Consider the following 22,509-nt stretch of genomic DNA (forward strand, 5'->3'; position numbering starts at 1 on the left):
GGGATACCGCCCCGCAGCGTCAGGATGCAACCCTGATTGACCTTTCGCCTACCTGCTATTTAATGGCCATCCAGCAGAGGATTGCCGATGAGTGACGCAAGCAAAATTCTGAACGAGATGAATGACCGGTCGCGCGAGGTGTTTCGGCTGATTGTCGAAAGCTATCTGGATAGCGGTGAGCCTGTCGGCAGCCGTACCCTGACGCGCACTTTGTCGGAAAAAGTCAGTGCGGCGACGGTTCGCAATGTGATGCAGGATCTTGAGTTTCTGGGCCTGCTCGACAGCCCTCATGTCAGTGCGGGGCGGATTCCGACGCAACACGGGTTACGGATGTTCGTGGACGGATTGCTGGAGGTCGGTGATCTGGGCGCGGATGACCGGCAGAAGCTGGACGACACACTGGGCGCTAACTCGGGGGATGTCGGCGGGATGCTTGATCGTGTCGGCGCGGCCTTGTCACACGTGACACAAGGGGCCTCGCTGGTTTTGACGCCGAAACACGAAGCGGAAATCAAACATATCGAATTTGTGTCGCTTGGGCATGACAGGGCCCTGGTGGTTTTGGTCTTTTCCGACGGTCAGGTGGAAAACCGGCTGTTCAAGCCGCCACCCGGGCAAACGCCCAGCTCGATGCGGGAAGCGGCGAATTTTCTGAACGCGCTGATCGAGGGCCGCACCATCAGCGAGGTTCGCCGTCAGATGCTGACCCAGATCGATGTGCGGAAACAGGAAATTGACGTGCTGGCCCGTGAAATGGTCGACAGCGGCATGGCCGCATGGGACGGGGATGATGGCGACTCGGCTCGTTTGATCGTCCGAGGGCGGGCGAATCTGCTGGGTGAACGTGGCGAAGCAGATGAGTTGGAGCGCATTCGCACCCTGTTTGACGACCTCGAACGCAAGCGCGACATCGCCGAATTTCTGGAATTGACCGAAGAAGGCGAAGGTGTGCGCATTTTTATCGGGTCTGAGAACAAACTTTTCTCACTTTCGGGTTCCTCTTTGGTGGTGTCTCCATATATGAACGCTGATCGTAAGATAATCGGTGCGGTTGGGGTCATCGGGCCCACACGTCTGAATTATGGACGGATCGTGCCGATCGTGGATTATACGGCGCAACTGGTCGGCAAACTGATATCCGACCGGAGCTAGAGGGTAAGAGATGGCAGAGCCCAAGAACGAAGATTTTCTGGACGATATCGCAACGGCCGAGGCCGAAGAGCTGGCTGATGAATTTGCTGAGATCAGCGAAGAAGCGCTGGAGCTGGATGAGCTGCGCGCCGAGCGCGACGACTACAAAGACAAATTCATGCGTGCATTGGCCGATGCGGAAAACGCGCGCAAGCGCGGCGACAAGGCACGGCGCGATGCTGAACAATATGGCGGCTCGAAACTGGCTCGTGACATGCTGCCGGTCTATGACAATATGAAACGCGCGCTTGAGGCCGCAACCGACGAGCAGAAAGAGGTCGCAGGCGCTTTGCTGGAAGGTGTTGAACTGACCATGCGCGCGCTTAAGGACGTGTTTCAGAAACACGGGATTCAGGTGATCACGCCAGAAGTTGGCGATCGGTTTGACCCCAATGTGCATGAGGCGATGTTCGAGGCCCCTGTGCCCGGAACACGCGCTGGTGACATCATCCAGGTATCTGCAGAAGGCTTTATGCTGTACGACCGGCTCTTGCGCCCCGCGCAGGTGGGTGTGTCGTCCACGCCGGCAAGCTAAGCACCTAAGATATCAATCAATTATTGAGGCGGTCAGGATCTGGCCGCCTCTTTCAATTTATAGATCAGGTCCAATGCCTCGCGCGGGCTTAGCTCATCCGGCAAGATCTCACCCAACATATCCGCAACGGGTGAAGCTTTTGGGGGAGGCGGTGGCGGCGGGGCAGCCGAGAACAGCGGTAGATCGTCGATCAAAGCCTTTTGCTTGCCGCCTTCGCGTTCGGTTTTCTCCAGCTGGTCCAGCACAACGCGGGCACGTTCGACAACGGATGCCGGCAGGCCAGCCAGTTGCGCCACCTGGACACCATAAGATCGATCCGCGGCGCCTTTGTGAACCTCGTGCAAAAAGATCACCTCGCCCTCCCATTCCTTGACCGCAACGGTGGCGTTGTCGACACCTACCAGATTTCCGGCCAGCGCGGTCAGCTCGTGATAATGCGTTGCAAACAGCGCGCGACATCTATTGGCGGCGTGCAGATGTTCGAGCGTGGCCCAGGCGATGGAAAGCCCGTCATAGGTGGCCGTCCCGCGTCCGATTTCATCCAGGATGACCAGCGCATGATCGTCGGCCTGATTGAGGATGGCGGCGGTTTCGACCATTTCAACCATAAAGGTTGACCGCCCCCTGGCCAGATCGTCAGATGCCCCGACACGGCTGAACAGCTGGCTGACCACGCCGATATGGGCTTGTTCGGCGGGAACATAGCTGCCCATTTGGGCAAGCAGGGCGATCAGCGCATTCTGCCGCAGGAAGGTTGATTTACCCGCCATGTTGGGGCCGGTCAGCAACCAGATTGCAGCACCATCTTCCGCGCTGAGATCACAATCATTGGCGATAAACGCGTCACCGCTTTGTTGGCGCAGCGCATGTTCAACAACCGGATGCCGCCCGCCCTGAATATCAAAGGCACGAGAGGCATCGACCTGCGGGCGACACCAGTTCTCGCCCCGTGCCAGATCGGCCAGCGCAGTGGTTAAGTCCAGTTCTGCCAGCCCGCGCGCGGCTTGGTTCAGCTGCGCAGCACGGGTAAGAATCTCATCAGAAAGCCTTTGATAGAGCCGCTTTTCAATCTCCAGAGCATGATTTCCGGCGTTCAGAATACGGGTCTCGATCTCGGAGAGTTCAACGGTGGTGAACCGCACCTGATTGGCCGTGGTCTGGCGGTGGATATAGGTTTCGGAGAACGGCGGGTTCAACATCTTTTCGGCATGGGTTGCCGTGGTTTCAATGAAATAGCCCAGCACGTTGTTATGCTTGATCTTCAGTGAGGTGATGCCGGTGTGCTCGGAGTATTTCTGCTGAAACCCGGCGATGACGGATCGACCTTCGTCGCGCAGGGTGCGCGCCTCATCCAGTTCCGCGTCATAGCCGGGGGCAATGAAGCCGCCATCGCGCGCCATCAGGGGCGGTTCGGCCACAAGCGCATCATCCAGCAGGGTCAGCAGATCATCAAACCCCGTCAGGTTTTGCACTGCAGTGGCCAGCAATACCGGCAGATCTCCGGCATTGCACAGTTCGGCGATGGTTGCGGCCTGCGCCAGCCCGTTGCGGATGGCGGCCAAATCGCGGGGGCCGCCACGATCTAGCGACAGGCGCGACAAGGCGCGGTCCAAATCGGGGGTTTTGCGCAGGGCATCGCGCAGATCTTGGGCGATCAGGCTGTCATCGGCTGTAAAACTTACCGCATCCAACCGCCCGTGGATCACATCCAGATTGCGCGAGGGGCTGGACAGGCGCTGTTCCAACAGCCGCGCGCCGCCCGGCGTCACCGTACGGTCAACCACCGACAAAAGCGATCCGGCGCGCCCACCAGACAGCGACCGGGTCAGCTCCAGATTGCGGCGCGTTGCGGCGTCGATTTGCACCACGCGGTCCTCGGATTCTTTCAGCGGCGTTTGTAGCAGTGGTAATTTGCCTTTTTGCGTGATCTCCAAATAGTCAATCAATGCGCCCATAGCGGACACTTCGGCCCGGCCAAAATTTCCAAACGCGTCCAGCGCGCCCACGTGAAACAAATCGCAGATGCGCTTTTCAGCCGCCGTGCTGTCGAAACTGGCACGGCCAATGGGCGTCAGTGAGATGCCCAGATCGCGGGCAGGTTCGTGCAGGACCTGTTCGGCCCCGTCTGCCACGATCAGTTCCGACGGGGCCAGTCGAGCCAGTTCAGGGCTTAGGCGCACAGAGGTCAAAGGCATCACGTGAAATGCCCCGGTTGAGATATCGGCCCAGGCTAGCGCCGCTTCATCCCTCACCTCGGCATAACAGGCCAGAAAGTTGTGGCGGCGCGCCTCTAGCAGCGCGTCCTCGGTCAGTGTTCCGGGTGTCACCAGCCGGACAACACCGCGCTTTACCACTGATTTAGAGCCTCTCTTCTTGGCCTCAGCCGGGCTTTCCATCTGTTCGCAAACGGCCACGCGAAAGCCTTTTCGGATCAGCGTCAGCAGGTATCCTTCGGCGGCATGGACCGGCACACCGCACATCGGGATGTCGGCGTCGTTGTGCTTGCCGCGTTTGGTCAGGGCGATGTCCAGCGCCTCGGCGGCGTTGACGGCATCCTCGAAAAACATCTCGTAGAAATCGCCCATCCGGTAAAACAGAAGGGCGTCGGCATGGGCCTCTTTGATTTCGAGATATTGCGCCATCATCGGCGTGACTGTGGACAAGGCTGATCCCTTTTGACGGCGTTCGGTCGCGACCTTACAAATCCGCCATCTGGTGCGAAAGGCAAAAGTATTCTCGTTGAGGCGCGCGCGTGCCTGCGCTATGAGGCAGAAGCCCCGTAGTTGCAGAGAAACGACGTATCAAATGCCCAAAGCGAAGATCACCAACGAAGAGGCGCTGGCCTTTCACCTGGACCCAACTCCTGGCAAGTGGGAGGTACAAGCCACCGTTCCCATGACCACGCAGCGCGACCTGTCGCTGGCCTACAGCCCCGGCGTGGCTGTTCCATGTGAAGCAATCGCGGAAAATCCAGAAACGGCCTATGACTATACCAACAAGGGAAATCTGGTCGCCGTGATTTCGAATGGGACGGCGGTTTTGGGTCTTGGTAATCTGGGCGCGCTGGGCTCAAAACCGGTGATGGAGGGCAAGTCAGTCCTGTTCAAGCGTTTCGCTGACGTAAACTCAATCGATATCGAGCTGGACACCGAAGACCCGGATGAGTTCTGCCGCGCCGTGCGTCTGATGGGCCCGACCTTTGGTGGCATCAATCTGGAAGACATCAAGGCGCCCGAGTGTTTCATCATCGAACAGCGCCTGAAGGAAGAAATGGATATCCCCGTCTTCCACGATGATCAGCATGGCACGGCGGTGATCTGTGCGGCGGGCCTGCTGAATGCGCTGCGTATCTCGGGCAAGAAGATCGAAGATGTGAAGATTGTTCTGAACGGTGCCGGGGCTGCTGGGATAGCGTGTATCGAACTGCTCAAGTCCATGGGCGCGCGGCATGAAAACTGCATCGTGTGTGACACCAAAGGCGTGATCTATCAGGGCCGGACCGAGGGCATGAACCAGTGGAAATCGGCCCATGCGATCACCACGGATCTGCGTACGCTGGAAGACGCCATGAAAGGCGCAGACGTCTTTCTGGGCGTGTCGGTCAAAGGGGCTGTGACGCAAGATATGGTCGCCAGCATGGCCGATAACCCGGTGATTTTTGCCATGGCAAACCCCGATCCGGAAATTACGCCGGAAGAGGCCCACGAAGTGCGCGTGGATGCCATCGTCGCCACCGGGCGCAGCGATTATCCGAACCAAGTGAACAACGTGTTGGGCTTTCCCTACCTGTTCCGCGGCGCGCTGGATATCCACGCCCGCGCCATCAATGACGAGATGAAAATTGCCTGTGCCCACGCCCTGGCCAACCTTGCGCGCGAGGATGTCCCGGATGAGGTCGCGATGGCCTATGGTAAGTCGCTGACCTTTGGGCGCGATTATATTATCCCGACACCTTTCGATCCGCGCCTGATTCACCGCATTCCGCCCGCCGTTGCGCGGGCCGGGATGGATACCGGCGCGGCGCGGCGTCCGATCATCGACATGGACGCGTATGAGCTGAGCCTGAAATCCCGCATGGATCCGACCGCCAGCATTCTGCGCGGCCTGAACGCGCGGGCCCGTCAGGCGCAAAGCCGAATGATCTTTGCCGAGGGCGACGATCCGCGTGTGCTGCGGGCTGCGGTGATGTATCAACGCTCGGGCTTTGGTAAAGCGCTGGTCGTAGGCCGCCCGGATGACGTCAAGCAAAAGCTGGAAGAGGCCGGGCTGGGCGATGCTGTGCGTGAGCTGGAGGTCGTGAATGCCGCCAACACTGCGCATCTCGATACCTATTCTGATTTTTTGTACGATCGCCTGCAGCGTAAAGGCTTTGATCGAAAGGATATTCATCGACTTGCCGCGCGCGACCGGCACGTGTTTTCATCGCTGATGCTGGCGCATGGGCATGGCGACGGTTTGGTCTCGGGCGCGACGCGTAAATCGGCGCATGTGCTGGATCGGATCAACCATGTGTTCGATGCAGATGCGGCCCGTGGCGCGGCCGGTGTGACGGCGCTGTTGCACAAGGGGCGGATCGTGCTGATCGGCGACACTCTAGTCCATGAATGGCCGGACGAAAACGATCTGGCCAATATCGCCGAGCGTTCAGCAGCCGTTGCCCGCCATATGGGGCTGGAGCCGCGCGTTGCCTTTGTCAGCTTTTCGACGTTTGGCTACCCGGTGTCGGAGCGGGCCGAAAAGATGCACCGCGCTCCTGCCGTTCTGGATCAGCGTGGCGTAGATTTCGAATACGAAGGTGAAATGACGGTGGACGTGGCGCTGAATGTCGACCAGCAGTCAAACTATCCGTTCCAGCGCCTGACCGGACCGGCGAATATCCTGATTGTCCCAGCACGGCATTCGGCCTCGATCTCGACCAAGTTGATGCAGGAAATGGGTGGGGCCACGGTGATCGGCCCGATCTTGTCGGGCATCGACAAGCCGATTCAGATCTGTTCGACCATATCGACGGCCAATGACATTCTGAACATGGCCATTCTGGCCTCCTGCGATATTGGTTAAGCCATGACAATTTGGAATCTAGGCTCGATCAACGCAGACATGATTTATGATGTGCCACACCTGCCTGGCGCGGGTGAGACGCTTTCGGCCAACCGTTTGGATCGGTTTCTGGGCGGCAAGGGCGCGAATATGTCCGTCGCCGGCGCGCGGGCCGGCGCACGGGTGGCGCATATTGGGGCCATTGGGCCCGACGGGCGCTGGGCGCGTGACAGGCTGACCGAATATGGCGTCGATACCCGGTGGATTGCCGAGGTTTCAGATCCTACCGGGCACGCCATTATCGCCGTAGACGCCGAGGGTGAAAACAACATCATCCTGTTTCGAGGCGCAAATCATGCAATTACGTCAGATCAACTGGGCCAGGCGCTGTCATCGGCGGATCAGGGTGATCTGATTGTGACGCAAAACGAAACCAACTTGCAGGTCGAAGCCGCAAAAATGGGTAGCGAAATGGGGCTGACTGTCTGTTACGCCGCGGCCCCTTTTCAAGCCGATGCAGTGCGGGCGGTTCTTCCGTATCTGGATTTCCTGATCCTAAATGAGGTCGAGGCCGAGCAGCTGCGGCAGGCAACCGGACAAGGCCTGTCCGAGTTGGGGATAGAGCATGTCATTGTGACCCTCGGATCAAAGGGCGCGCGATATCATCATAAGGGGACGACCTCGGATTTTTTGGCTCACAAGGTTCAGGCGGTGGACACAACTGGTGCGGGCGATACGTTCACAGGTTACGTTCTGGCAGGAATGGATCGTGGCATGCCGATGGAGCAGGCCATATTGCAGGCAAACCGGGCTGCCGCGTTGATGGTGACACGGCACGGTACGGCGGATGTCATTCCTGATCTGAAAGAGGTGCGCGAAGCGCGCTTTGATTAAGACCCGGCAAAGGGCGCGTCACTGCCCCACAGCTGTTTGACGCGGGCGTCGCGACCGCAGGCTTTGCGATAGGCCTTATAGGCGTTGCGCTGGCGTTTGGGACCGAACCGCGTAAAGACCAGTTTTTCGCCCTTATAGTAATCCTGATGATAGGCTTCGGCCGGGTAAAACCGGTCCTGTTGCAGGATCGGGGTGACAATCGTTTGACGCAGGACGTTCTGCGCTTTGGATTTTGCAGCCTCGGCCAACGCCTTTTCGCCTGTATTAGAGACGAAAATCGCTGTGCGGTAACTCTCTCCCCGATCGCAGAACTGTCCGCCCGCATCCGTGGGATCAACCGAGCGGAAAAACAGGTTCAGCAGGGTTTCACGGGAAACACGGGCCGGATCAAAGGTGATCTGAACAGCCTCATAATGGCCGGTGCCGCCTTTGGTTACCTCGCCATAGGTCGGGTCCGCCGTTGCGCCCCCGGTATAGCCCGAGACCGCCTGAACCACGCCCGGCACGGATTCGAAATCGGATTCAACGCACCAGAAACACCCCCCGGCCACGGTCAGCGTCTCGGTTCCGGCAGCCGGTGCAGGCGCGGCGCGCAGCATTGCGACGATGAGGATCAGCGCAAACAGAAGCCATGGCTTGACTGCATCAAGATATGTGGTTCGGATCATGGTGGGTCTCCTTCCATGATCAGACTGCCTTGGGAAAACCTCAGGCGCAACGCGCTGACATCTGTTCTCACGCGCTGGTGAGGCGAGTTTATCGCCTCAGCCCAGCAACTGCCCCAGCTTCATCGCCACACCCATATTGCCCGAGATCTTGAGCTTGCCCATGGCAATACCGGTCATCGGGTTCAGCTTGCCGGTCAGCAGCTTGGTCAGGTTCTCTTGTGAGATACGGATGGTGCAATCCGTGTCCTGATCCTGCGTCGTCGCCTGATTGTCGGCCAGAACAATCACACCGGCATCACCGCAATCGAATTTCAACGACCCATCAAAGTTTTTGCCATTCAGACCGTTCTGAATACCTTCTGCGATATCCTGCAACATGCCCCATCCTTTCAGTGTTGTGAATTGGGTAAAGACATATCCTGCGGTGGAGCAAGAGTGACCTGACGGGAGGTGGCAAAAATGGACGTATAAAAAACCCGGCATCCTGAGGGGCTGCCGGGTCTTCAGGTCAAAATCTCAGCTGTCTTACTTTGACAGCCGTTTGTCGCGTGCTGCCAGCAGTTTCAGGCGCAGGGCGTTCAGTTGGATGAATCCCGCAGCGTCTTTCTGATCGTAGGCACCAGCATCCTCTTCGAAGGTCACGTGCGCCTCGGAATACAGCGAGTGTTCCGACCAGCGGCCAACGGTCGATGCCAGACCTTTGTACAGCTTCACGCGCACGGTGCCGGTGACATGATCCTGAGATTTGTCGATCGCGGCCTGCAGCATCTCGCGCTCGGGCGAGTACCAGAAGCCGTTATAGATCAGCTCTGCATATTGAGGCATCAGCTGGTCCTTCAGATGCATCGCGCCCCGATCCATGGTGATGGATTCGATACCGCGATGGGCCTCCAACAGGATTGTGCCGCCCGGTGTTTCATAGATGCCGCGGGATTTCATGCCCACGAACCGGCCTTCAACCAGATCCAGACGGCCAATGCCGTGCTTGCCGCCATATTCGTTCAGCTTGGTCAGGATGGTGGCCGGGCTCATCGCCTCGCCATTGATGCTGACCGCGTCACCTTTTTCGAACCCGATCTCGATGAATTCTGGTTTATTCGGCGCGTCCTCGGGGTGGACCGTGCGCTGATAGACGTAATCGGGCGCCATATCGGCGGGGTCTTCCAGTACCTTGCCCTCGGATGAGGTGTGCAGCAGGTTGGCATCAACCGAGAACGGCGCCTCGCCACGTTTGTCCTTGGCGATCGGAATCTGGTTGGCCTCGGCAAATTCCAGCAGCTTGGTGCGGCTGGACAAGTCCCATTCGCGCCACGGGGCAATCACCTTGATGTCAGGGTTCAGCGCGTAAGCGGCCAGTTCGAACCGCACCTGATCGTTGCCCTTACCGGTCGCGCCATGAGATACGGCATCCGCTCCGGTCGCCTCGGCAATCTCGACCAGACGTTTCGAGATCAACGGGCGCGCAATCGAGGTGCCCAGCAGGTACAGGCCCTCATACTGCGCATTCGCGCGGAACATCGGAAAGACGAAATCGCGGACGAATTCCTCGCGGATGTCCTCAATATAGATGTTTTCGGGCTTGATCCCCAGCAGCTCGGCCTTCTTGCGGGCGGGCTCCAACTCCTCGCCCTGACCCAGATCGGCGGTGAAGGTTACGACCTCACAACCATACTCGGTCTGCAGCCATTTCAGGATGATCGAGGTATCAAGGCCACCGGAATAGGCCAGAACAACTTTCTTGGGCGCGGACATCTGACTTCCCTTTATGCGTAGAACGACTGGCCCCTAGCGGGTTTTGAACGCGGGGGCAAGTTATCTGCGTTGACGCAGGTCGGGATTTGGGGTGAAACAGAAGGAAAGAAAACAAGGATTGGTTGAAGGGATAGATTTCAGATGTTGGGTTGGAAGATTTTTGCACATTCGGTGCGGATGGTTTTTGGGAATCTCAAACAGGTTTTGCAGATTACCTTCGGGCCATCTTTGGTTGCGACAGCGGTGATTGTCGCCCTGTTTTTTGTATTGGACGTTCCGCTGGATCAACTCAATACAACCACCGGAGAGTTGCCTGCAGGTGTTTCGAGCGGATCGGTGATTGGCTTCCTGGTGGGCTTTATGGTCGTGATATTTGTGACGATGTTCTGGATTGTGGTGTCGTGGCACCGCTTTGTCCTGCTTGAGGAATATCCAAGAGGTATTTTCCCAACCTTCCGGTTCGATAGAATTCTGGCCTATTTCGGGCGGGTTCTTCTGTTGGGTATCTTGATGGCTATCGCGTTCCTGCCGGCGGGCGCGGTACTTTCAGCGCTGGGCGGTGGAGCATTGTCAGTTGTGTTTGTCATTGTCCTTGTCGTCTTCCTCATCATCTGCTTCTACCGTTTGTCCATAATCCTGCCCGCAGCAGCGATTGGGCAACCGTTGACGCTTGGGCAAGCTTGGAACAACACCGCCGGTGCGGGTGGTGCGATCATCGTTCTATTGCTTGTAAGCTTTGTGTTCCAGGTCGTGGTCCAGTTGGTCTTTACAGCTCTCGCTTTCATCCCGGTTCTGGGTGTTTTGCTCTCACTGTTCTTTGGGGTTCTGGTTTTGCCGCTGATCAATGTCAGTATCTTGACCACCATGTACGGCGTGTTCGTTGAAAAGCGCCAGCTGACCTGAACTCGTACACATATGTATTCCTTGCTCTTTCAGCGATGATGGGGCAGGGAAACCGGCATGAGTGATTTCATGACCCGCGCCCGCGCTGCCGAACAGGCGATGCGCTCTGTGTTTCCGGTGACGCCTTTGCAGCGCAATGCCCATCTGTCTGATCGTTTCGGGGCCGATATCTGGCTGAAACGTGAGGACCTCAGCCCGGTGCGGTCCTACAAGATCCGCGGTGCGTTCAACGCCATGCGCAAACAGCAGGGGCAGAACCTGTTTGTCTGCGCCAGCGCGGGAAATCATGCGCAGGGCGTGGCCTTTATGTGCAAGCACATGGATGTGAAGGGTGTGATCTTCATGCCCGTGACGACGCCGCAGCAGAAAATCCAGAAAACTCGTATCTTCGGCGGCGACAATATCGAGATTCATCTGACCGGCGACTATTTCGATGACACGTTGGCCGCCGCGCAGGCGTGGTGCACCGAACAGGGCGGCCATTTTCTGTCGCCCTTTGACGATGTTGATGTGATCGAGGGGCAAGCCTCGCTTGCGGTTGAGATCGAAGCGCAGTTGGGTGGGTTGCCGGACCACATCCTTTTGCCAGTAGGCGGTGGCGGCATGTCTGCGGGCGTGGCTACGTGGTTTGGCGATCGGACCCATTGCCTGTTTGTGGAACCCAAAGGCGGTGCCTGTCTGCACGCGGCAATGGCAGCAGGACATCCGGTGGCATTGGATCAGGTGGACAATTTCGTTGACGGTGCTGCCGTTGGTCGGATCGGTGAAAAACCGTTCGAATTGCTGAAATCCCGTCATCTGTCGGATGCTCTGGTCCTGTCCGAAGACCGAATCTGCACAACCATGATCGAGATGCTGAATGTCGAGGGCATCGTTCTGGAACCCGCCGGGGCCCTCGCGATTGAGGCGCTGAGCGACATTCAGAGTTTTATCCGAGGGAAAACCGTTGTCTGCGTAACCTCTGGCGGCAACTTCGATTTCGAACGTCTGCCCGAGGTCAAGGAACGCGCGCAGCGCTATCTGGGGGTGAAGAAATACTTCATCCTGCGCTTGCCACAGCGCCCTGGCGCATTGAAAGAGTTCCTGAACATCCTTGGCCCCGAGGATGACATTGCGCGGTTTGAATACATGAAGAAATCGGCACGTAACTTCGGCTCGGTTCTGATTGGTATCGAAACCCGCAAGCCCGAAAACTTTGCCCGTCTGTTCGCGCATCTGGATGAAGCCGGGTTCACTTTTACGGATATCACCGAGGACGAGACCCTCGCCCAGTTTGTGATCTGAGCAAATGACCAGACTGCAATGTTGTCTTTCGCGGCGATGGATCAGCTGCGTTTGAAACAGGCAATATACAGGGCCGGGTTGTCACCCATCGCTAGTGTACCTGTTTGCTGCCTGTACGGCGCCGCTCAGAGCTCGTTCAATCCTGCCTGAAACTCCGTTGCTGAGGTCCGGAATGTGCCGACTATTTCGGCGATATCGACGGTTGCGGCCTGACCCTGTGCCGAATGGCGCTCACCATCCTGGCAGAGCCTGGCCAATGTCCTGAATCCCAGACTAAGCGCGCTGCCCTTCAAGGAGTGTAGATGCTGTTCGAAGTCAGACCGATCATCATCGACCTGCAAATGCTCCAGGCCTTGTTGCACCTCATCGAGAAAGATTTCCACTACCTCGTCAAACTCGTCGGCGCCGACCTCGTCCCGCAGCTGTCTGACCCTGGACCAGTCGATCATGGCCATCCTTTCCCTAAAGATAACGACCCGATTATCACTACAGGCCGTTGGTAAATCCGTGGTTAAGATGGATGTATTTACGACCTTCACAGGATGTTAAATAGCCGTGCGCTAGGGTCGTCCCGTTCCGCATTATATGGCAGAGCTGAGGGTCAGGTGGCAGAGGTCAGTCAGGCAGAAACAAAGGCAGAGCTGGATTTTGGTGCGATTCGCAAGGTGCTGGTCGTTGATGACAGTCGTCTGCAACGTCGCATCCTTGTGGCCTCGCTGAAGAAATGGGGCTTTGAGGTGCTCGAGGCAGACAGCGGAGAGGCCGCCATCGAAATCTGTGCGGCCATGTCCCCCGACCTGGTCCTGAGCGACTGGGTCATGCCGGGGATGAGCGGGCTGGAATTCTGTCAGGCATTTCGGGCGTTGGAGAATGACGAATACAGCTATTTCATCCTTCTGACTTCAAAAAGCGAAAAGCAGGAGGTTGCGCGCGGACTGGATGCCGGGGCGGATGATTTTCTGATCAAACCTCTTGAGGCCGATGAATTGCGGGCGCGCATATCTGCGGGCGCGCGGATATTGGATATGCAGCGTGAGCTGTCTGATAAGAACCGTATGATCGAGACCGCGCTCGAAGAACTGAAAGTGGTCCATGATGCGATCGACAAGGACCTGATTCAGGCGCGTAAGATACAGGAATCTCTGGTCCCCGAACTCACGCGTGATTTCGGTAGATCGCGTATCAGCATGTTGCTGAAACCTTGTGGGCATATCGGTGGCGATCTAGTGGGAATGTTTTCACCGGGGGTCAACCGTGTGGGGTTTTACAGCATCGATGTGTCCGGCCACGGCATCACCTCGGCGATGATGACAGCACGGCTGGGCGGGTATCTGTCCAGCAAACATTTCGATCAGAACGTGGCGATGGAAAAGCGGTTCGATAAATTTTACTCATTGCTACCACCTGATCAGGTGGCAGAGATGCTCAATTCCCGCCTTATGGCCGATGCTGGCGTCGAAGAGTATTTTACCATGGTCTATGCCATTATCGACCTGCGAAACGGACATCTCAAGATGGTGCAAGCAGGGCATCCGCATCCGCTGTTGTTGCGACAGGATGGTGGGACCGAGTATCTGGGGCAAGGTGGCCTGCCCATCGGACTGTTGCCGGATGTCACGTTTCAGCGAACCGATACCTACATGAAGCCCGGTGACAAGCTGTTGCTATATTCAGACGGGTTCACGGAATGCCGGATGGCGGATGGATCCCTGCTGGAAGAAGAGGGGCTGTGCAGAATGGTGACGGATTGTGCCACCGATCTCAGCGGGCCCGAATTTCTGGACGATATGTTCTGGCGGCTGACACAGGCCATGGATCCGGACCAGGGTATGGATGATGACGTATCTGCGGTTTTCTTTGAATACAGCGGGCCTTAAAGCCCCATCAGGTGTCCCGAAGCGAAATGTCGGTCACCGCTGTTGCCCAGCATCTGCGCGGCATCCGCACTGTCCAGCCAAAGGGCTTCGTGGAATGGCTCTGAAGGTGGACCTATGCGGCGCACAGGGCGGGCTCGATATATCAAACAGACCTTTTCGGCCCACAGGTCATATTCGGGCATGTATGTGAAACGGCGAAAAGCGCCGACCCGCCGCGGGCTGGCAATCAACCAGCCGGTTTCTTCAAAGACTTCGCGATGCAGGGCGGTGATGGGCGATTCGCCCGGGTCAATACCGCCACCCGGCAACTGTAGATCAGGGCCGGGCTCTGTCTGGCAGGTCAGCAACAGATGTCGTCCTCGAGGCAACAATGCGTATACACCCACACGTCGTGTGTATTTGCGCCCCGCTTGTGGGGTTTCACCGAACCGTCTGATCATGTATGGCCTCTTACAACCCGAAATCTTCGACCTATATGCTGGCGGTATGCCAATCTGTGGCGTTTAAGGAAACCCCATGTCTCTTGGAACAAAAATCGCGTGGGACGACACCGTCCTGCCCTTTCAACTTGATATACCGGATATGCGCGGACGTGTGGCGCGGCTGGACGGAGTGTTGGATGGCATTCTGAAACAGCACGACTATCCCGAAAAGGTCGAGGCTTTGGTGGCCGAGATGGCCTTGCTGACTGCTCTGATCGGCCAGACAGTCTCGCTGCGCTGGAAGCTGTCGCTTCAGGTTCAGTCCAAAGGCGCCGTTCGGATGATCGCAACCGATTACTACGCTCCGCAGGCCGAGGGCGAACCGGCTCGCATCCGCGCCTATGCCAGTTTTGACCCGGACCGCCTGACCGATTCCACACCGTTTGATCAGGTGGGTGAAGGCTATTTCGCCATCATGATTGACCAGGGCGAGGGCACGCAACCTTACCAGGGGATCACACCGCTGGCTGGCGGCTCTCTCAGCGCATGCGCAGAGGCGTATTTCGCACAGTCCGAACAGTTGCCGACGCGGTTTTCACTGAGCTTCGGAAAATCAACTGAACCTGGCGTCGGTGAGCACTGGCGCGCAGGCGGCATCATGCTGCAGCACATGCCCAAAGCGTCACCATTTGTAGCCAATGCAGAGGGTGACGGTCAGATTCTGTCGGCGGATGATCTGGTTGACGGTGAGGAAGGTGAAAATTGGGGGCGCGTCAATATCCTTCTGGATACTGTTGATGACCTTGAACTGATCGGCCCTTCGATTGCGCCAACCGACCTGTTGATCCGGCTGTTTCATGAGGAACAGCCACGGGTTTATGATGCGCAATCGGTTCAGTTCGGCTGCACCTGCTCGGAAGAGCGCGTGCGCCAAAGCCTGTCGATCTATTCGGCGCGCGACATCGAAAAGATGACAACTTCCGAGGGCCAGGTCACCGCCGATTGTCAGTTCTGTGGTGCCCATTACGTATTGGACCCCGTCACCGTTGGCTTCGATGCCGGTGAAGCCTGATCCAACAGAACAGCTGCGGGCGGCCCTGAGCCGCCCCGGCAACGGGTCCAGTGATTTCGATCTGAACCCTGATGCGGTTTTGCCAGCGGGGCGCAAGCTGCGTCCAGCCGGGGTTCTGGTTCCGATTCTTGTGACGGATGAGGCCCCACACCTGCTTTTGACCAAGCGCTCGTCGGCGCTGAAACACCATCCCGGCCAGATCGCCTTTCCTGGCGGAAAACAGGATGAGACCGATCCGGATGTAACCGCAACCGCCCTGCGGGAAGCACAGGAAGAGATTGGCCTTTCCTCGGATATGCCTGAAGTTCTCGGGCATTTGCCTACCCATGAAACCGTGACATCTTTTGTCGTAACCCCGGTTGTCGCGATCCTACGAGACGGGTTCGACCCAATTCCTGAGCCGGGTGAAGTTGACGAAGTTTTTTCAGTCCCACTTGCGCATGTTCTAAACCCTGCGAATTATATCGTTGAGTCGCGTCGCTGGCGGGGCCAGCGGCGGTATTATTTCACCGTGCCCTATGGCCCTTATTACATCTGGGGGGCTACGGCCCGGATGTTGCGGGGCTTGGCTGCGCGGGTGAGTGAATGATGAAGCTATCAGAAAGCTGGGTTACAAACCCGGCAACCCAGACAGTCTGCGCCGTTTTGATCGATGCCGGTTTTCAGGCGCTTTTCGTCGGCGGTTGCGTCCGCAACGCGCTTTTGGGGGCGCCGGTCTCGGATCTGGATATTGCCACGGACGCTCCGCCCCAGCAGGTGCTGGATTTGATGCGGGCGGCGGGGTTGAAGGCCATTCCAACTGGGATCGAGCATGGCACGATAACTGTTGTCAGCCAAAGCATCCCGCATGAGATCACGACCTTCCGGCGAGATGTCGAAACCGATGGCCGCCGGGCTGTTGTGGCGTTCTCGGACAATGTTGATGAAGATGCCAGCCGGCGCGATTTCACCATGAACGCGCTGTATGCCCGCCCGGATGGGACGCTTTTGGACCCGCTGAACGGACTGCCCGATCTAAAGGCCCGAAAGGTTCGGTTCATAGGCAACGCCCAGCATCGCATCCGCGAAGACTATCTGCGGTCTCTGCGCTATTTTCGGTTTCACGCCTGGTATGGGGATGTCGAAGACGGGTTTGATCCCGAAGCTCTGTCGGCCATTTCAACCAATCTGGACGGATTGGCAGGCCTGTCGCGCGAACGGGTTGGGGCCGAGTTTATGAAATTGCTGACCGCGCCTGACCCTGCGCCTTCGGTCGCTGCCATGCGCAGCACGGGCGTTCTGGCACAGATATTGCCGGGGGTTGAAGATCGATCACTTGCCCCGCTGATCGCCTTGGAACAGCAGGCTGGGGCAAAGCCCGAGCCGGTCCGGCGACTTTCCTCCATCGCCACGCCCGAGATTGCCCAGACCCTGCGTCTGAGCAAGGCCCAGATGCAACGCCTGACACGGATGCGGGATGAGGCCGCGGGAACCGCGGGCACTGCCGAGCTTGGGTTCCGTTATGGTGAAGAGGACGGCCTGCACGAAGTTCTGCTGCGTTGTGCTTTGTTGGAACAGCCCTGGTCCGAGGATAAGTGGCAAGCGCTCCGGGACGGGGCGGCAGCGGATTTTCCCGTGCGGGCCGCTGACCTGATCCCTGACTTTACCGGCCCGGCGCTGGGCAAGAAACTGGCCGAGCTTGAGGCGCGCTGGATCGCCTCGGGTTTCACCCTGACGCGCTCCGAGTTGCTGGTCGAGTAAATTGAAGTCTCAAAAGGGGATGACAAGCCGGATCGTTTGTGTTTTCTTGCGCCTGTAACATGAATGGAGGGATGCGAATGTATTACGGGATCTGGTTCGGCTAAAGCCATAACACTTGACCCGTAGGGGTGGTGTTCTGGCGCCATCTTTTTTCGCATGACTTGTTATCTGCTCAATCGGAGCACTCTCTATGTTTCGCTATTTCGAAAATCTCGTCGACCCTTTTGTCGACTACGAAGAAACCGACACGCCGCCGACACGGCTGTGGCCCTTTATGTTGAACTATTCCCGCCCTTTTATGCGGGTGTTCTTCTGGGCCGGATTGATTTCGGTCGTGGTGGCCGCGGTTGAGGTCGGTCTGATCTATTATATGGGTCGCGTTGTTGACTTGCTGTCCGCCCCGCCGGACGAAGTTTGGCAGACCCATAGTACGGAACTGATCCTGGTGGCGCTTTTTGTGCTGCTGCTGCGACCCATGCTGCATGTCGTTGACGTGCTGTTGCTGAACAACACGATCCTGCCGAATTTTGGCACTTTGATCCGTTGGCGCGCGCATAAGCACGTGTTGCGGCAATCGGTGGGCTGGTTCGAGAATGATTTTGCAGGCCGCATTGCCAACCGGATCATGCAGACGCCGCCCGCTGCGGGTGAGGCCGTGTTTCAGGTGTTTGATGCGATTTCTTTCTCGCTGGCATACTTGATCGGCGCAGCCATTTTGTTGATGACGGCTGATGCCCGGCTGCTGTTGCCGTTGTTGATCTGGCTCGTGCTGTATGGGTTTCTGGTGCATTGGACGGTGCAGCGGGTGGGGCCGGCTTCGAAGGCGGCCTCAGACGCGCGCTCGGCCGTAACGGGCCGGGTTGTGGACAGCTATACCAATATCCATTCCGTAAAGATGTTTGCCCATGGGGCACAGGAACTGGATTATGCGCGCGAAGCGATCGAGGAAACCCGCCGTACCTTTCAGGCTGAGATGCGGATTTTCACCATCATGGATGCGGTTCTGGTTGCATTGAACGGGTTGCTGATCGTTGGTGTGGTTGGCTGGGCGATTGCTCTGTGGATGCAGGGCAGTGCTACGGTCGGTGTGGTCGCGGCGGCCACAGCCCTGACCCTGCGCCTGAACGCGATGACCGGATGGATCATGTGGGCGCTGACCAGTTTTTTCCGCCAGCTTGGTGTCGTTGCCGAAGGTATGGAGACGATCGCTCAGCCGATCGACCTGTTGGATGCGCCGCAGGCCAAACCCCTGCATCTGTCCAACGGCAAGATCGAGGTTCGTGATCTGTCGCATCATTACGGTCGCAAGACCGGCGGGCTGGACCATATCAACCTGACCATCGAGCCGGGCGAAAAGATCGGTCTGATCGGACGGTCGGGAGCTGGTAAGTCGACCCTAGTTAAGCTCCTACTTCGGTTCTACGATGTGGAGCAGGGGGCCATTTTGATCGACGATCAGGACATTGCTCGGGTCACTCAGGACAGCTTGCGCATCCATATCGGTATGGTGCAACAGGACAGCGCGTTGCTGCACCGCTCGGTGCGCGACAATATCCTCTATGGCCGCCCCGAGGCTTCCGAAGAGCAGATGATTGCCGCGGCCAAACAGGCCGAGGCGCATGAGTTCATCCTTGACCTGCAGGACCCGAAGGGGCGTACCGGCTATGATGCGCATGTGGGCGAGCGGGGCGTGAAGTTGTCAGGTGGTCAGCGGCAGCGGGTGACGCTGGCGCGGGTGATCCTGAAGGACGCGCCGATCCTGTTGCTGGATGAGGCGACCTCGGCGCTGGATTCAGAGGTCGAAGCATCGATTCAGGAAACGCTCTATGGCATGATGCAGGGCAAATCCGTGATCGCGATTGCCCACCGCCTCAGCACCATTGCCCAAATGGATCGCATCCTGGTGATGGATGGCGGCCGGATCGTCGAGCAGGGCACCCATTCCGAATTGCTGTCACAGGGCGGGCTTTACGCCCAGTTCTGGGCACGGCAATCTGGGGGCTTCCTGAACACGGAGGCAGCTGAGTGAAACTTGCCGATCTCATAGATCCGTTCAAACCCACCGAAATGCCCCCGCCGCAAAGGCTGGGGGCGTTCATTCGCTGGTGCCTGTCCGGAGCTTGGCCGATGATCCTTGTCGCCTCCGTGTTTTCGGCCTCGGCCGGGGCGATGGAGGCCGGAACCGCCTGGATGCTGGGTCTGGTGATCGACATGGCAAACGAAAGCGGGCCGGATGGGGTTTTGACGGCGGGCAATCTTTGGATAATTGGAGGGGTCGCCGCATTTTTCATGCTGCTGCGACCGGCGCTGTTTGGTCTTTCGGCCTTTTCCAACAACTATATTGTCATGCCCAATATCCCGCCCCTGGTTCTGGCCAAGCTGAACCGGTGGACTTTGGGTCAGTCTGTGACCTATTTCGACGACGATTTTGCCGGGCGGATCGCTCAGAAACAGATGCAAACTTCGAACGCGATGGCCTCGGTCGTGTCCGAGACGATAAGCGCAATGGTTTTTGCGCTGGCGTCTCTGGCAGGGACTTTGCTTTTGTTAGGGTCTATTCATCTGCTGGTCATGCTGCCCTTCGCCGCCTGGTTGGCGGTGTATTTCCTGCTGATCCGCTGGTATTTGCCACGCATCCGGGCACGCTCAGCGGCGCGGGCCGGGGCGCGGGCGATGGTGTCGGGGCAGGTGGTCGACACGATCACCAATATCAAAACCGTCAAGCTGTTCGCCCATTCCGAGTTCGAGGATCAGGCAGCCCGAAACTCGATGGTCGATCTGCGCCACAAGATGCTGGCCTTTGGCAAGCTCTCCGCCAGTTTTAGGTTCATACTGATGGTTCTGGCCGGGGTGTTGCCCGTGCTGCTGCTGGGGGTGACCTTGCTGCTGTGGCGGTCCGGGTTGGCCAGCGCTGGTGATATCGTTGCGGCGGGCGCGATGTCCGTGCGAATTTCGCAGATGACAGGCTGGGTCAGTTTCACGCTGATGGGGCTTTATGCCAATGTCGGCGAGATCGAGAATGGCATGAAAACCCTGGCCAAACGCGACCGGGTTGAGGATGCAGCCGACGCCACCCGGCTGAGCGCGCCCCAAGGCCAGATCGAGTTTGACCATGTCAGCTTTGCCTATGGCGGTGATATTGGTGGCGTGACTGACGTGACCATGACCGTACATCCCGGCGAAAAGCTGGGTATCGTCGGGGCATCGGGTGCGGGGAAATCTACGCTCGTTTCGCTTCTACTCAGGCTCTATGAAGGGGAAAACGGCGCAATTCGGATTGACGGGCAGGACGTCAATCAGGTGACGCAGGACAGTTTGCGCAGTCAGATCGGGATGGTCACGCAGGAAACGGCGATGTTCAACCGCTCGGCGCGCGAGAATATCTTGTATGGTCGCCCCGACGCCTCAGAAGACGATATGATCGCGGCTGCGCAAAAGGCCGAGGCGCATGAATTTATCCTTGGCCTGCGGGATGCCCATGGTCGCAAGGGCTATGATGCTCATCTGGGCGAGCGCGGCGTCAAACTGAGCGGCGGTCAGCGGCAGCGGATTGCGCTTGCACGCGCCATCCTGAAAAACGCGCCGATTCTGGTGCTGGATGAGGCGACCTCGGCCTTGGATTCCGAGGTCGAAGCCTCGATCCAGACCGCGTTGCATCGGGTGATGCAGGGCAAGACGGTATTGGCGATTGCACATCGGCTGTCGACGCTAAGCGAGATGGACCGGATCGTCGTTCTGGATCAAGGGCAGATCGTTGAAATGGGAAGCCATGACGACTTGCTGGAACAGGGCGGGCTTTATGCCCGGTTCTGGGATCGCCAATCGGGCGGGTTTATTCAGGCCGCCGCCGCCGAATAAGGGTTTTGTTGTGGGTAAAGCCCAGCTATCAGGCCCTCATGACGCAGCATTACAGCATTTTACGCCTTGGTCATCAGGGCGACGGCATCGCCGATGGACCGATCTACGCCCCCCGCACCTTGCCAGGGGAGGTGGTCAGCGGGACATTGGTTGGTCAAGTGCTGAGCGACATTCGGGTCGAGACCCCCTCTGACCAGCGGGTCAAAGCACCGTGCCGTCACTACAAAGCCTGCGGCGGATGTCAGCTACAGCATGCCGCGGATGATTTCGTCGCTGATTGGAAGGTTGAGGTCGTGCGCAACGCGCTGGCCGCACAGGGGCTCGATGCCCCGATGCGGCCGATCCACACCTCGCCGGAACGCTCACGGCGACGGGCTACGATTGCGGTTCGGCGGACCAAAAAAGGCACCATGGCCGGGTTCCATGGCCGCGCCTCGGACACGATTACCGAGATTTCCGATTGTCATCTGCTTGATCCGGCCCTGATTTCAGCCGTCCCCGTGGCCGAGGCGTTTGCCCTTTTGGGCGGTAGCCGAAAGGGGGCGTTGGCCGTTACGTTGACCCTTTCCGAGGGTGGTTTGGATGTCGCCGTCAAAGGCGGCAAACCGCTGGACGGTCCGTTGGAACTGGCCCTGGCACAGGCGACCGAGGCACATGGGCTTGCGCGGCTCAGCTGGGATGGCGAGGTGATCGCCTCGCGTCACGCCCCGATTCAGCGATTTGGCGTGGCGGCTGTCGTGCCGCCTCCAGGGGCATTCCTGCAGGCCACGAAGGACGGAGAACAGGCTCTATTACAGGCAGTATTGCAGGCAACCAAGGGCGCCAAGCGGGTTGTGGACCTGTTTGCGGGTTGCGGGACATTCTCATTGCCACTGGCCGAGGACGCCGAAGTACACGCGGTTGAGGGTGAGGCCTTGATGACCGACGCGCTCGATCAGGGCTGGCGTCGCGCGCAAGGCCTGAAACGAGTCACGACCGAGGCGCGCGACCTGTACCGCCGCCCATTGATGCCTGATGAGTTGAAGAACTTTGACGCGATTGTCCTGGACCCGCCCCGCGCCGGGGCTGAGGCGCAGGTGGCCGAGCTGGCGCAGGCGCAACCGGCAGTGATCGCCTATGTCTCATGCAATCCGGTCACCTTCGCGCGGGACGCAAAAAATCTGATTAACGCAGGCTATACCCTTGAATGGGTACAGGTGGTTGACCAATTTCGATGGTCGTCACACACGGAACTTGCCGCGCGGTTTGCACTGAACCCCGCATCATGACCAAA

At 58.2% G+C, this 22,509-nt stretch carries 19 protein-coding genes; 13 read left to right on the forward strand and 6 right to left on the reverse strand.

Annotated features, from left to right (window positions below; all coding sequences use genetic code 11):
* Positions 1 to 87 precede the first annotated feature (87 nt).
* Positions 88 to 1,152: a heat-inducible transcriptional repressor HrcA gene (gene hrcA / locus AC2FHX_RS18325; RefSeq protein ID WP_496690208.1), complete on the forward strand. Its 1,065-nt coding sequence runs from the start codon at positions 88 to 90 to the stop codon at positions 1,150 to 1,152.
* Positions 1,153 to 1,162: 10 nt separating this feature from the next.
* Positions 1,163 to 1,726 (forward strand): nucleotide exchange factor GrpE, encoded by a 564-nt coding sequence (locus AC2FHX_RS18330; RefSeq protein WP_142637400.1) that lies wholly within the window; start codon positions 1,163 to 1,165, stop codon positions 1,724 to 1,726.
* 32 nt (positions 1,727 to 1,758) lie between these two features.
* On the opposite strand, the gene mutS is transcribed toward AC2FHX_RS18330, so the two are convergent.
* Positions 1,759 to 4,371 carry a DNA mismatch repair protein MutS gene (gene mutS / locus AC2FHX_RS18335; RefSeq protein WP_496702998.1) on the reverse strand — a complete coding sequence of 871 codons (2,613 nt, stop codon included), beginning with the start codon at positions 4,369 to 4,371 and terminating at the stop codon, positions 1,759 to 1,761.
* A 160-nt stretch (positions 4,372 to 4,531) separates the two neighbouring features.
* Between mutS and AC2FHX_RS18340 the strand changes: the two genes are divergently transcribed.
* Positions 4,532 to 6,787 carry an NADP-dependent malic enzyme gene (locus AC2FHX_RS18340; protein ID WP_496702895.1) on the forward strand — a complete coding sequence of 752 codons (2,256 nt, stop codon included), beginning with the start codon at positions 4,532 to 4,534 and terminating at the stop codon, positions 6,785 to 6,787.
* A gap of 3 nt (positions 6,788 to 6,790) precedes the next feature.
* Positions 6,791 to 7,660, forward strand: a complete 870-nt coding sequence (locus AC2FHX_RS18345; protein WP_282022151.1) for a ribokinase — start codon at positions 6,791 to 6,793, stop codon at positions 7,658 to 7,660.
* On the opposite strand, the gene msrA is transcribed toward AC2FHX_RS18345, so the two are convergent.
* From msrA to AC2FHX_RS18360, 3 genes are all read right to left on the reverse strand, one after another.
* Complete coding sequence (gene msrA, locus AC2FHX_RS18350; protein ID WP_496703249.1) at positions 7,657 to 8,328, reverse strand: peptide-methionine (S)-S-oxide reductase MsrA; 672 nt, start codon at positions 8,326 to 8,328, stop codon at positions 7,657 to 7,659. The two genes, AC2FHX_RS18345 and msrA, sit on opposite strands and share 4 nt — an antisense overlap.
* Positions 8,329 to 8,424: 96 nt before the next feature.
* Positions 8,425 to 8,706, reverse strand: coding sequence for an SCP2 sterol-binding domain-containing protein (locus AC2FHX_RS18355; protein WP_496703247.1), 282 nt, complete (start codon positions 8,704 to 8,706; stop codon positions 8,425 to 8,427).
* Between the two features lie 147 nt (positions 8,707 to 8,853).
* The gene (locus AC2FHX_RS18360; protein ID WP_142637390.1) at positions 8,854 to 10,080 is read right to left on the reverse strand and encodes an argininosuccinate synthase; all 1,227 of its coding nucleotides are present in this window, start codon (positions 10,078 to 10,080) and stop codon (positions 8,854 to 8,856) included.
* Between the two features lie 141 nt (positions 10,081 to 10,221).
* Here AC2FHX_RS18360 and AC2FHX_RS18365 point away from each other — a divergent pair, with 141 nt between their 5' ends.
* The gene (locus tag AC2FHX_RS18365; RefSeq protein WP_496703245.1) at positions 10,222 to 10,983 is read left to right on the forward strand and encodes a hypothetical protein; all 762 of its coding nucleotides are present in this window, start codon (positions 10,222 to 10,224) and stop codon (positions 10,981 to 10,983) included.
* 57 nt (positions 10,984 to 11,040) lie between these two features.
* Complete coding sequence (ilvA, locus tag AC2FHX_RS18370) at positions 11,041 to 12,267, forward strand: threonine ammonia-lyase IlvA (protein ID WP_142637386.1); 1,227 nt, start codon at positions 11,041 to 11,043, stop codon at positions 12,265 to 12,267.
* 125 nt (positions 12,268 to 12,392) lie between these two features.
* Here ilvA and AC2FHX_RS18375 read toward each other — a convergent pair whose 3' ends face one another.
* Positions 12,393 to 12,716, reverse strand: coding sequence for an Hpt domain-containing protein (locus tag AC2FHX_RS18375; RefSeq protein ID WP_496702884.1), 324 nt, complete (start codon positions 12,714 to 12,716; stop codon positions 12,393 to 12,395).
* 156 nt (positions 12,717 to 12,872) lie between these two features.
* On the opposite strand from AC2FHX_RS18375, the gene AC2FHX_RS18380 reads away from it, so the two are divergent.
* Positions 12,873 to 14,144, forward strand: coding sequence for a PP2C family protein-serine/threonine phosphatase (locus AC2FHX_RS18380; RefSeq protein WP_496703243.1), 1,272 nt, complete (start codon positions 12,873 to 12,875; stop codon positions 14,142 to 14,144).
* On the opposite strand, the gene AC2FHX_RS18385 is transcribed toward AC2FHX_RS18380, so the two are convergent.
* Positions 14,141 to 14,584, reverse strand: coding sequence for an NUDIX hydrolase (locus AC2FHX_RS18385; RefSeq protein ID WP_271950593.1), 444 nt, complete (start codon positions 14,582 to 14,584; stop codon positions 14,141 to 14,143). The genes AC2FHX_RS18380 and AC2FHX_RS18385 overlap by 4 nt on opposite strands.
* Positions 14,585 to 14,660: 76 nt before the next feature.
* Between AC2FHX_RS18385 and hslO the strand changes: the two genes are divergently transcribed.
* The 6 genes from hslO (at position 14,661) to AC2FHX_RS18415 (ending at position 22,504) form a co-directional block, all read left to right on the forward strand.
* Positions 14,661 to 15,638 carry an Hsp33 family molecular chaperone HslO gene (gene hslO, locus AC2FHX_RS18390; protein WP_496703241.1) on the forward strand — a complete coding sequence of 326 codons (978 nt, stop codon included), beginning with the start codon at positions 14,661 to 14,663 and terminating at the stop codon, positions 15,636 to 15,638.
* Positions 15,622 to 16,227: a CoA pyrophosphatase gene (locus AC2FHX_RS18395; RefSeq protein ID WP_496703239.1), complete on the forward strand. Its 606-nt coding sequence runs from the start codon at positions 15,622 to 15,624 to the stop codon at positions 16,225 to 16,227. The genes hslO and AC2FHX_RS18395 overlap by 17 nt, the downstream gene beginning before the upstream one ends.
* Positions 16,227 to 17,378 (forward strand): CCA tRNA nucleotidyltransferase, encoded by a 1,152-nt coding sequence (locus AC2FHX_RS18400; protein WP_496703291.1) that lies wholly within the window; start codon positions 16,227 to 16,229, stop codon positions 17,376 to 17,378. The genes AC2FHX_RS18395 and AC2FHX_RS18400 overlap by 1 nt, the downstream gene beginning before the upstream one ends.
* Before the next feature lie 190 nt (positions 17,379 to 17,568).
* Positions 17,569 to 19,407, forward strand: coding sequence for an ABC transporter ATP-binding protein (locus AC2FHX_RS18405; protein WP_496703237.1), 1,839 nt, complete (start codon positions 17,569 to 17,571; stop codon positions 19,405 to 19,407).
* Positions 19,404 to 21,236: an ABC transporter ATP-binding protein gene (locus AC2FHX_RS18410; RefSeq protein ID WP_496703236.1), complete on the forward strand. Its 1,833-nt coding sequence runs from the start codon at positions 19,404 to 19,406 to the stop codon at positions 21,234 to 21,236. The genes AC2FHX_RS18405 and AC2FHX_RS18410 overlap by 4 nt, the downstream gene beginning before the upstream one ends.
* 38 nt (positions 21,237 to 21,274) lie before the next feature.
* Positions 21,275 to 22,504: a class I SAM-dependent RNA methyltransferase gene (locus tag AC2FHX_RS18415; RefSeq protein ID WP_496703235.1), complete on the forward strand. Its 1,230-nt coding sequence runs from the start codon at positions 21,275 to 21,277 to the stop codon at positions 22,502 to 22,504.
* The last annotated feature ends 5 nt before the right edge of the window (positions 22,505 to 22,509 follow it).

The organism is Ruegeria sp. CDSC042, from assembly GCF_059610745.1.

Bases quoted from the DNA above. Each gene is read 5' to 3' on its own strand.
- hrcA (WP_496690208.1), top strand. From the start codon at position 88: ATGAGTGACGCAAGCAAAATTCTGAACGAGATGAATGACCGGTCGCGC.
- AC2FHX_RS18330 (WP_142637400.1), top strand. From the start codon at position 1,163: ATGGCAGAGCCCAAGAACGAAGATTTTCTGGACGATATCGCAACGGCC.
- mutS (WP_496702998.1), bottom strand. From the start codon at position 4,371: ATGATGGCGCAATATCTCGAAATCAAAGAGGCCCATGCCGACGCCCTT.
- AC2FHX_RS18340 (WP_496702895.1), top strand. From the start codon at position 4,532: ATGCCCAAAGCGAAGATCACCAACGAAGAGGCGCTGGCCTTTCACCTG.
- AC2FHX_RS18345 (WP_282022151.1), top strand. From the start codon at position 6,791: ATGACAATTTGGAATCTAGGCTCGATCAACGCAGACATGATTTATGAT.
- msrA (WP_496703249.1), bottom strand. From the start codon at position 8,328: ATGATCCGAACCACATATCTTGATGCAGTCAAGCCATGGCTTCTGTTT.
- AC2FHX_RS18355 (WP_496703247.1), bottom strand. From the start codon at position 8,706: ATGTTGCAGGATATCGCAGAAGGTATTCAGAACGGTCTGAATGGCAAA.
- AC2FHX_RS18360 (WP_142637390.1), bottom strand. From the start codon at position 10,080: ATGTCCGCGCCCAAGAAAGTTGTTCTGGCCTATTCCGGTGGCCTTGAT.
- AC2FHX_RS18365 (WP_496703245.1), top strand. From the start codon at position 10,222: ATGTTGGGTTGGAAGATTTTTGCACATTCGGTGCGGATGGTTTTTGGG.
- ilvA (WP_142637386.1), top strand. From the start codon at position 11,041: ATGAGTGATTTCATGACCCGCGCCCGCGCTGCCGAACAGGCGATGCGC.
- AC2FHX_RS18375 (WP_496702884.1), bottom strand. From the start codon at position 12,716: ATGATCGACTGGTCCAGGGTCAGACAGCTGCGGGACGAGGTCGGCGCC.
- AC2FHX_RS18385 (WP_271950593.1), bottom strand. From the start codon at position 14,584: ATGATCAGACGGTTCGGTGAAACCCCACAAGCGGGGCGCAAATACACA.
- hslO (WP_496703241.1), top strand. From the start codon at position 14,661: ATGTCTCTTGGAACAAAAATCGCGTGGGACGACACCGTCCTGCCCTTT.
- AC2FHX_RS18395 (WP_496703239.1), top strand. From the start codon at position 15,622: ATGCCGGTGAAGCCTGATCCAACAGAACAGCTGCGGGCGGCCCTGAGC.
- AC2FHX_RS18400 (WP_496703291.1), top strand. From the start codon at position 16,227: ATGAAGCTATCAGAAAGCTGGGTTACAAACCCGGCAACCCAGACAGTC.
- AC2FHX_RS18405 (WP_496703237.1), top strand. From the start codon at position 17,569: ATGTTTCGCTATTTCGAAAATCTCGTCGACCCTTTTGTCGACTACGAA.
- AC2FHX_RS18415 (WP_496703235.1), top strand. From the start codon at position 21,275: ATGACGCAGCATTACAGCATTTTACGCCTTGGTCATCAGGGCGACGGC.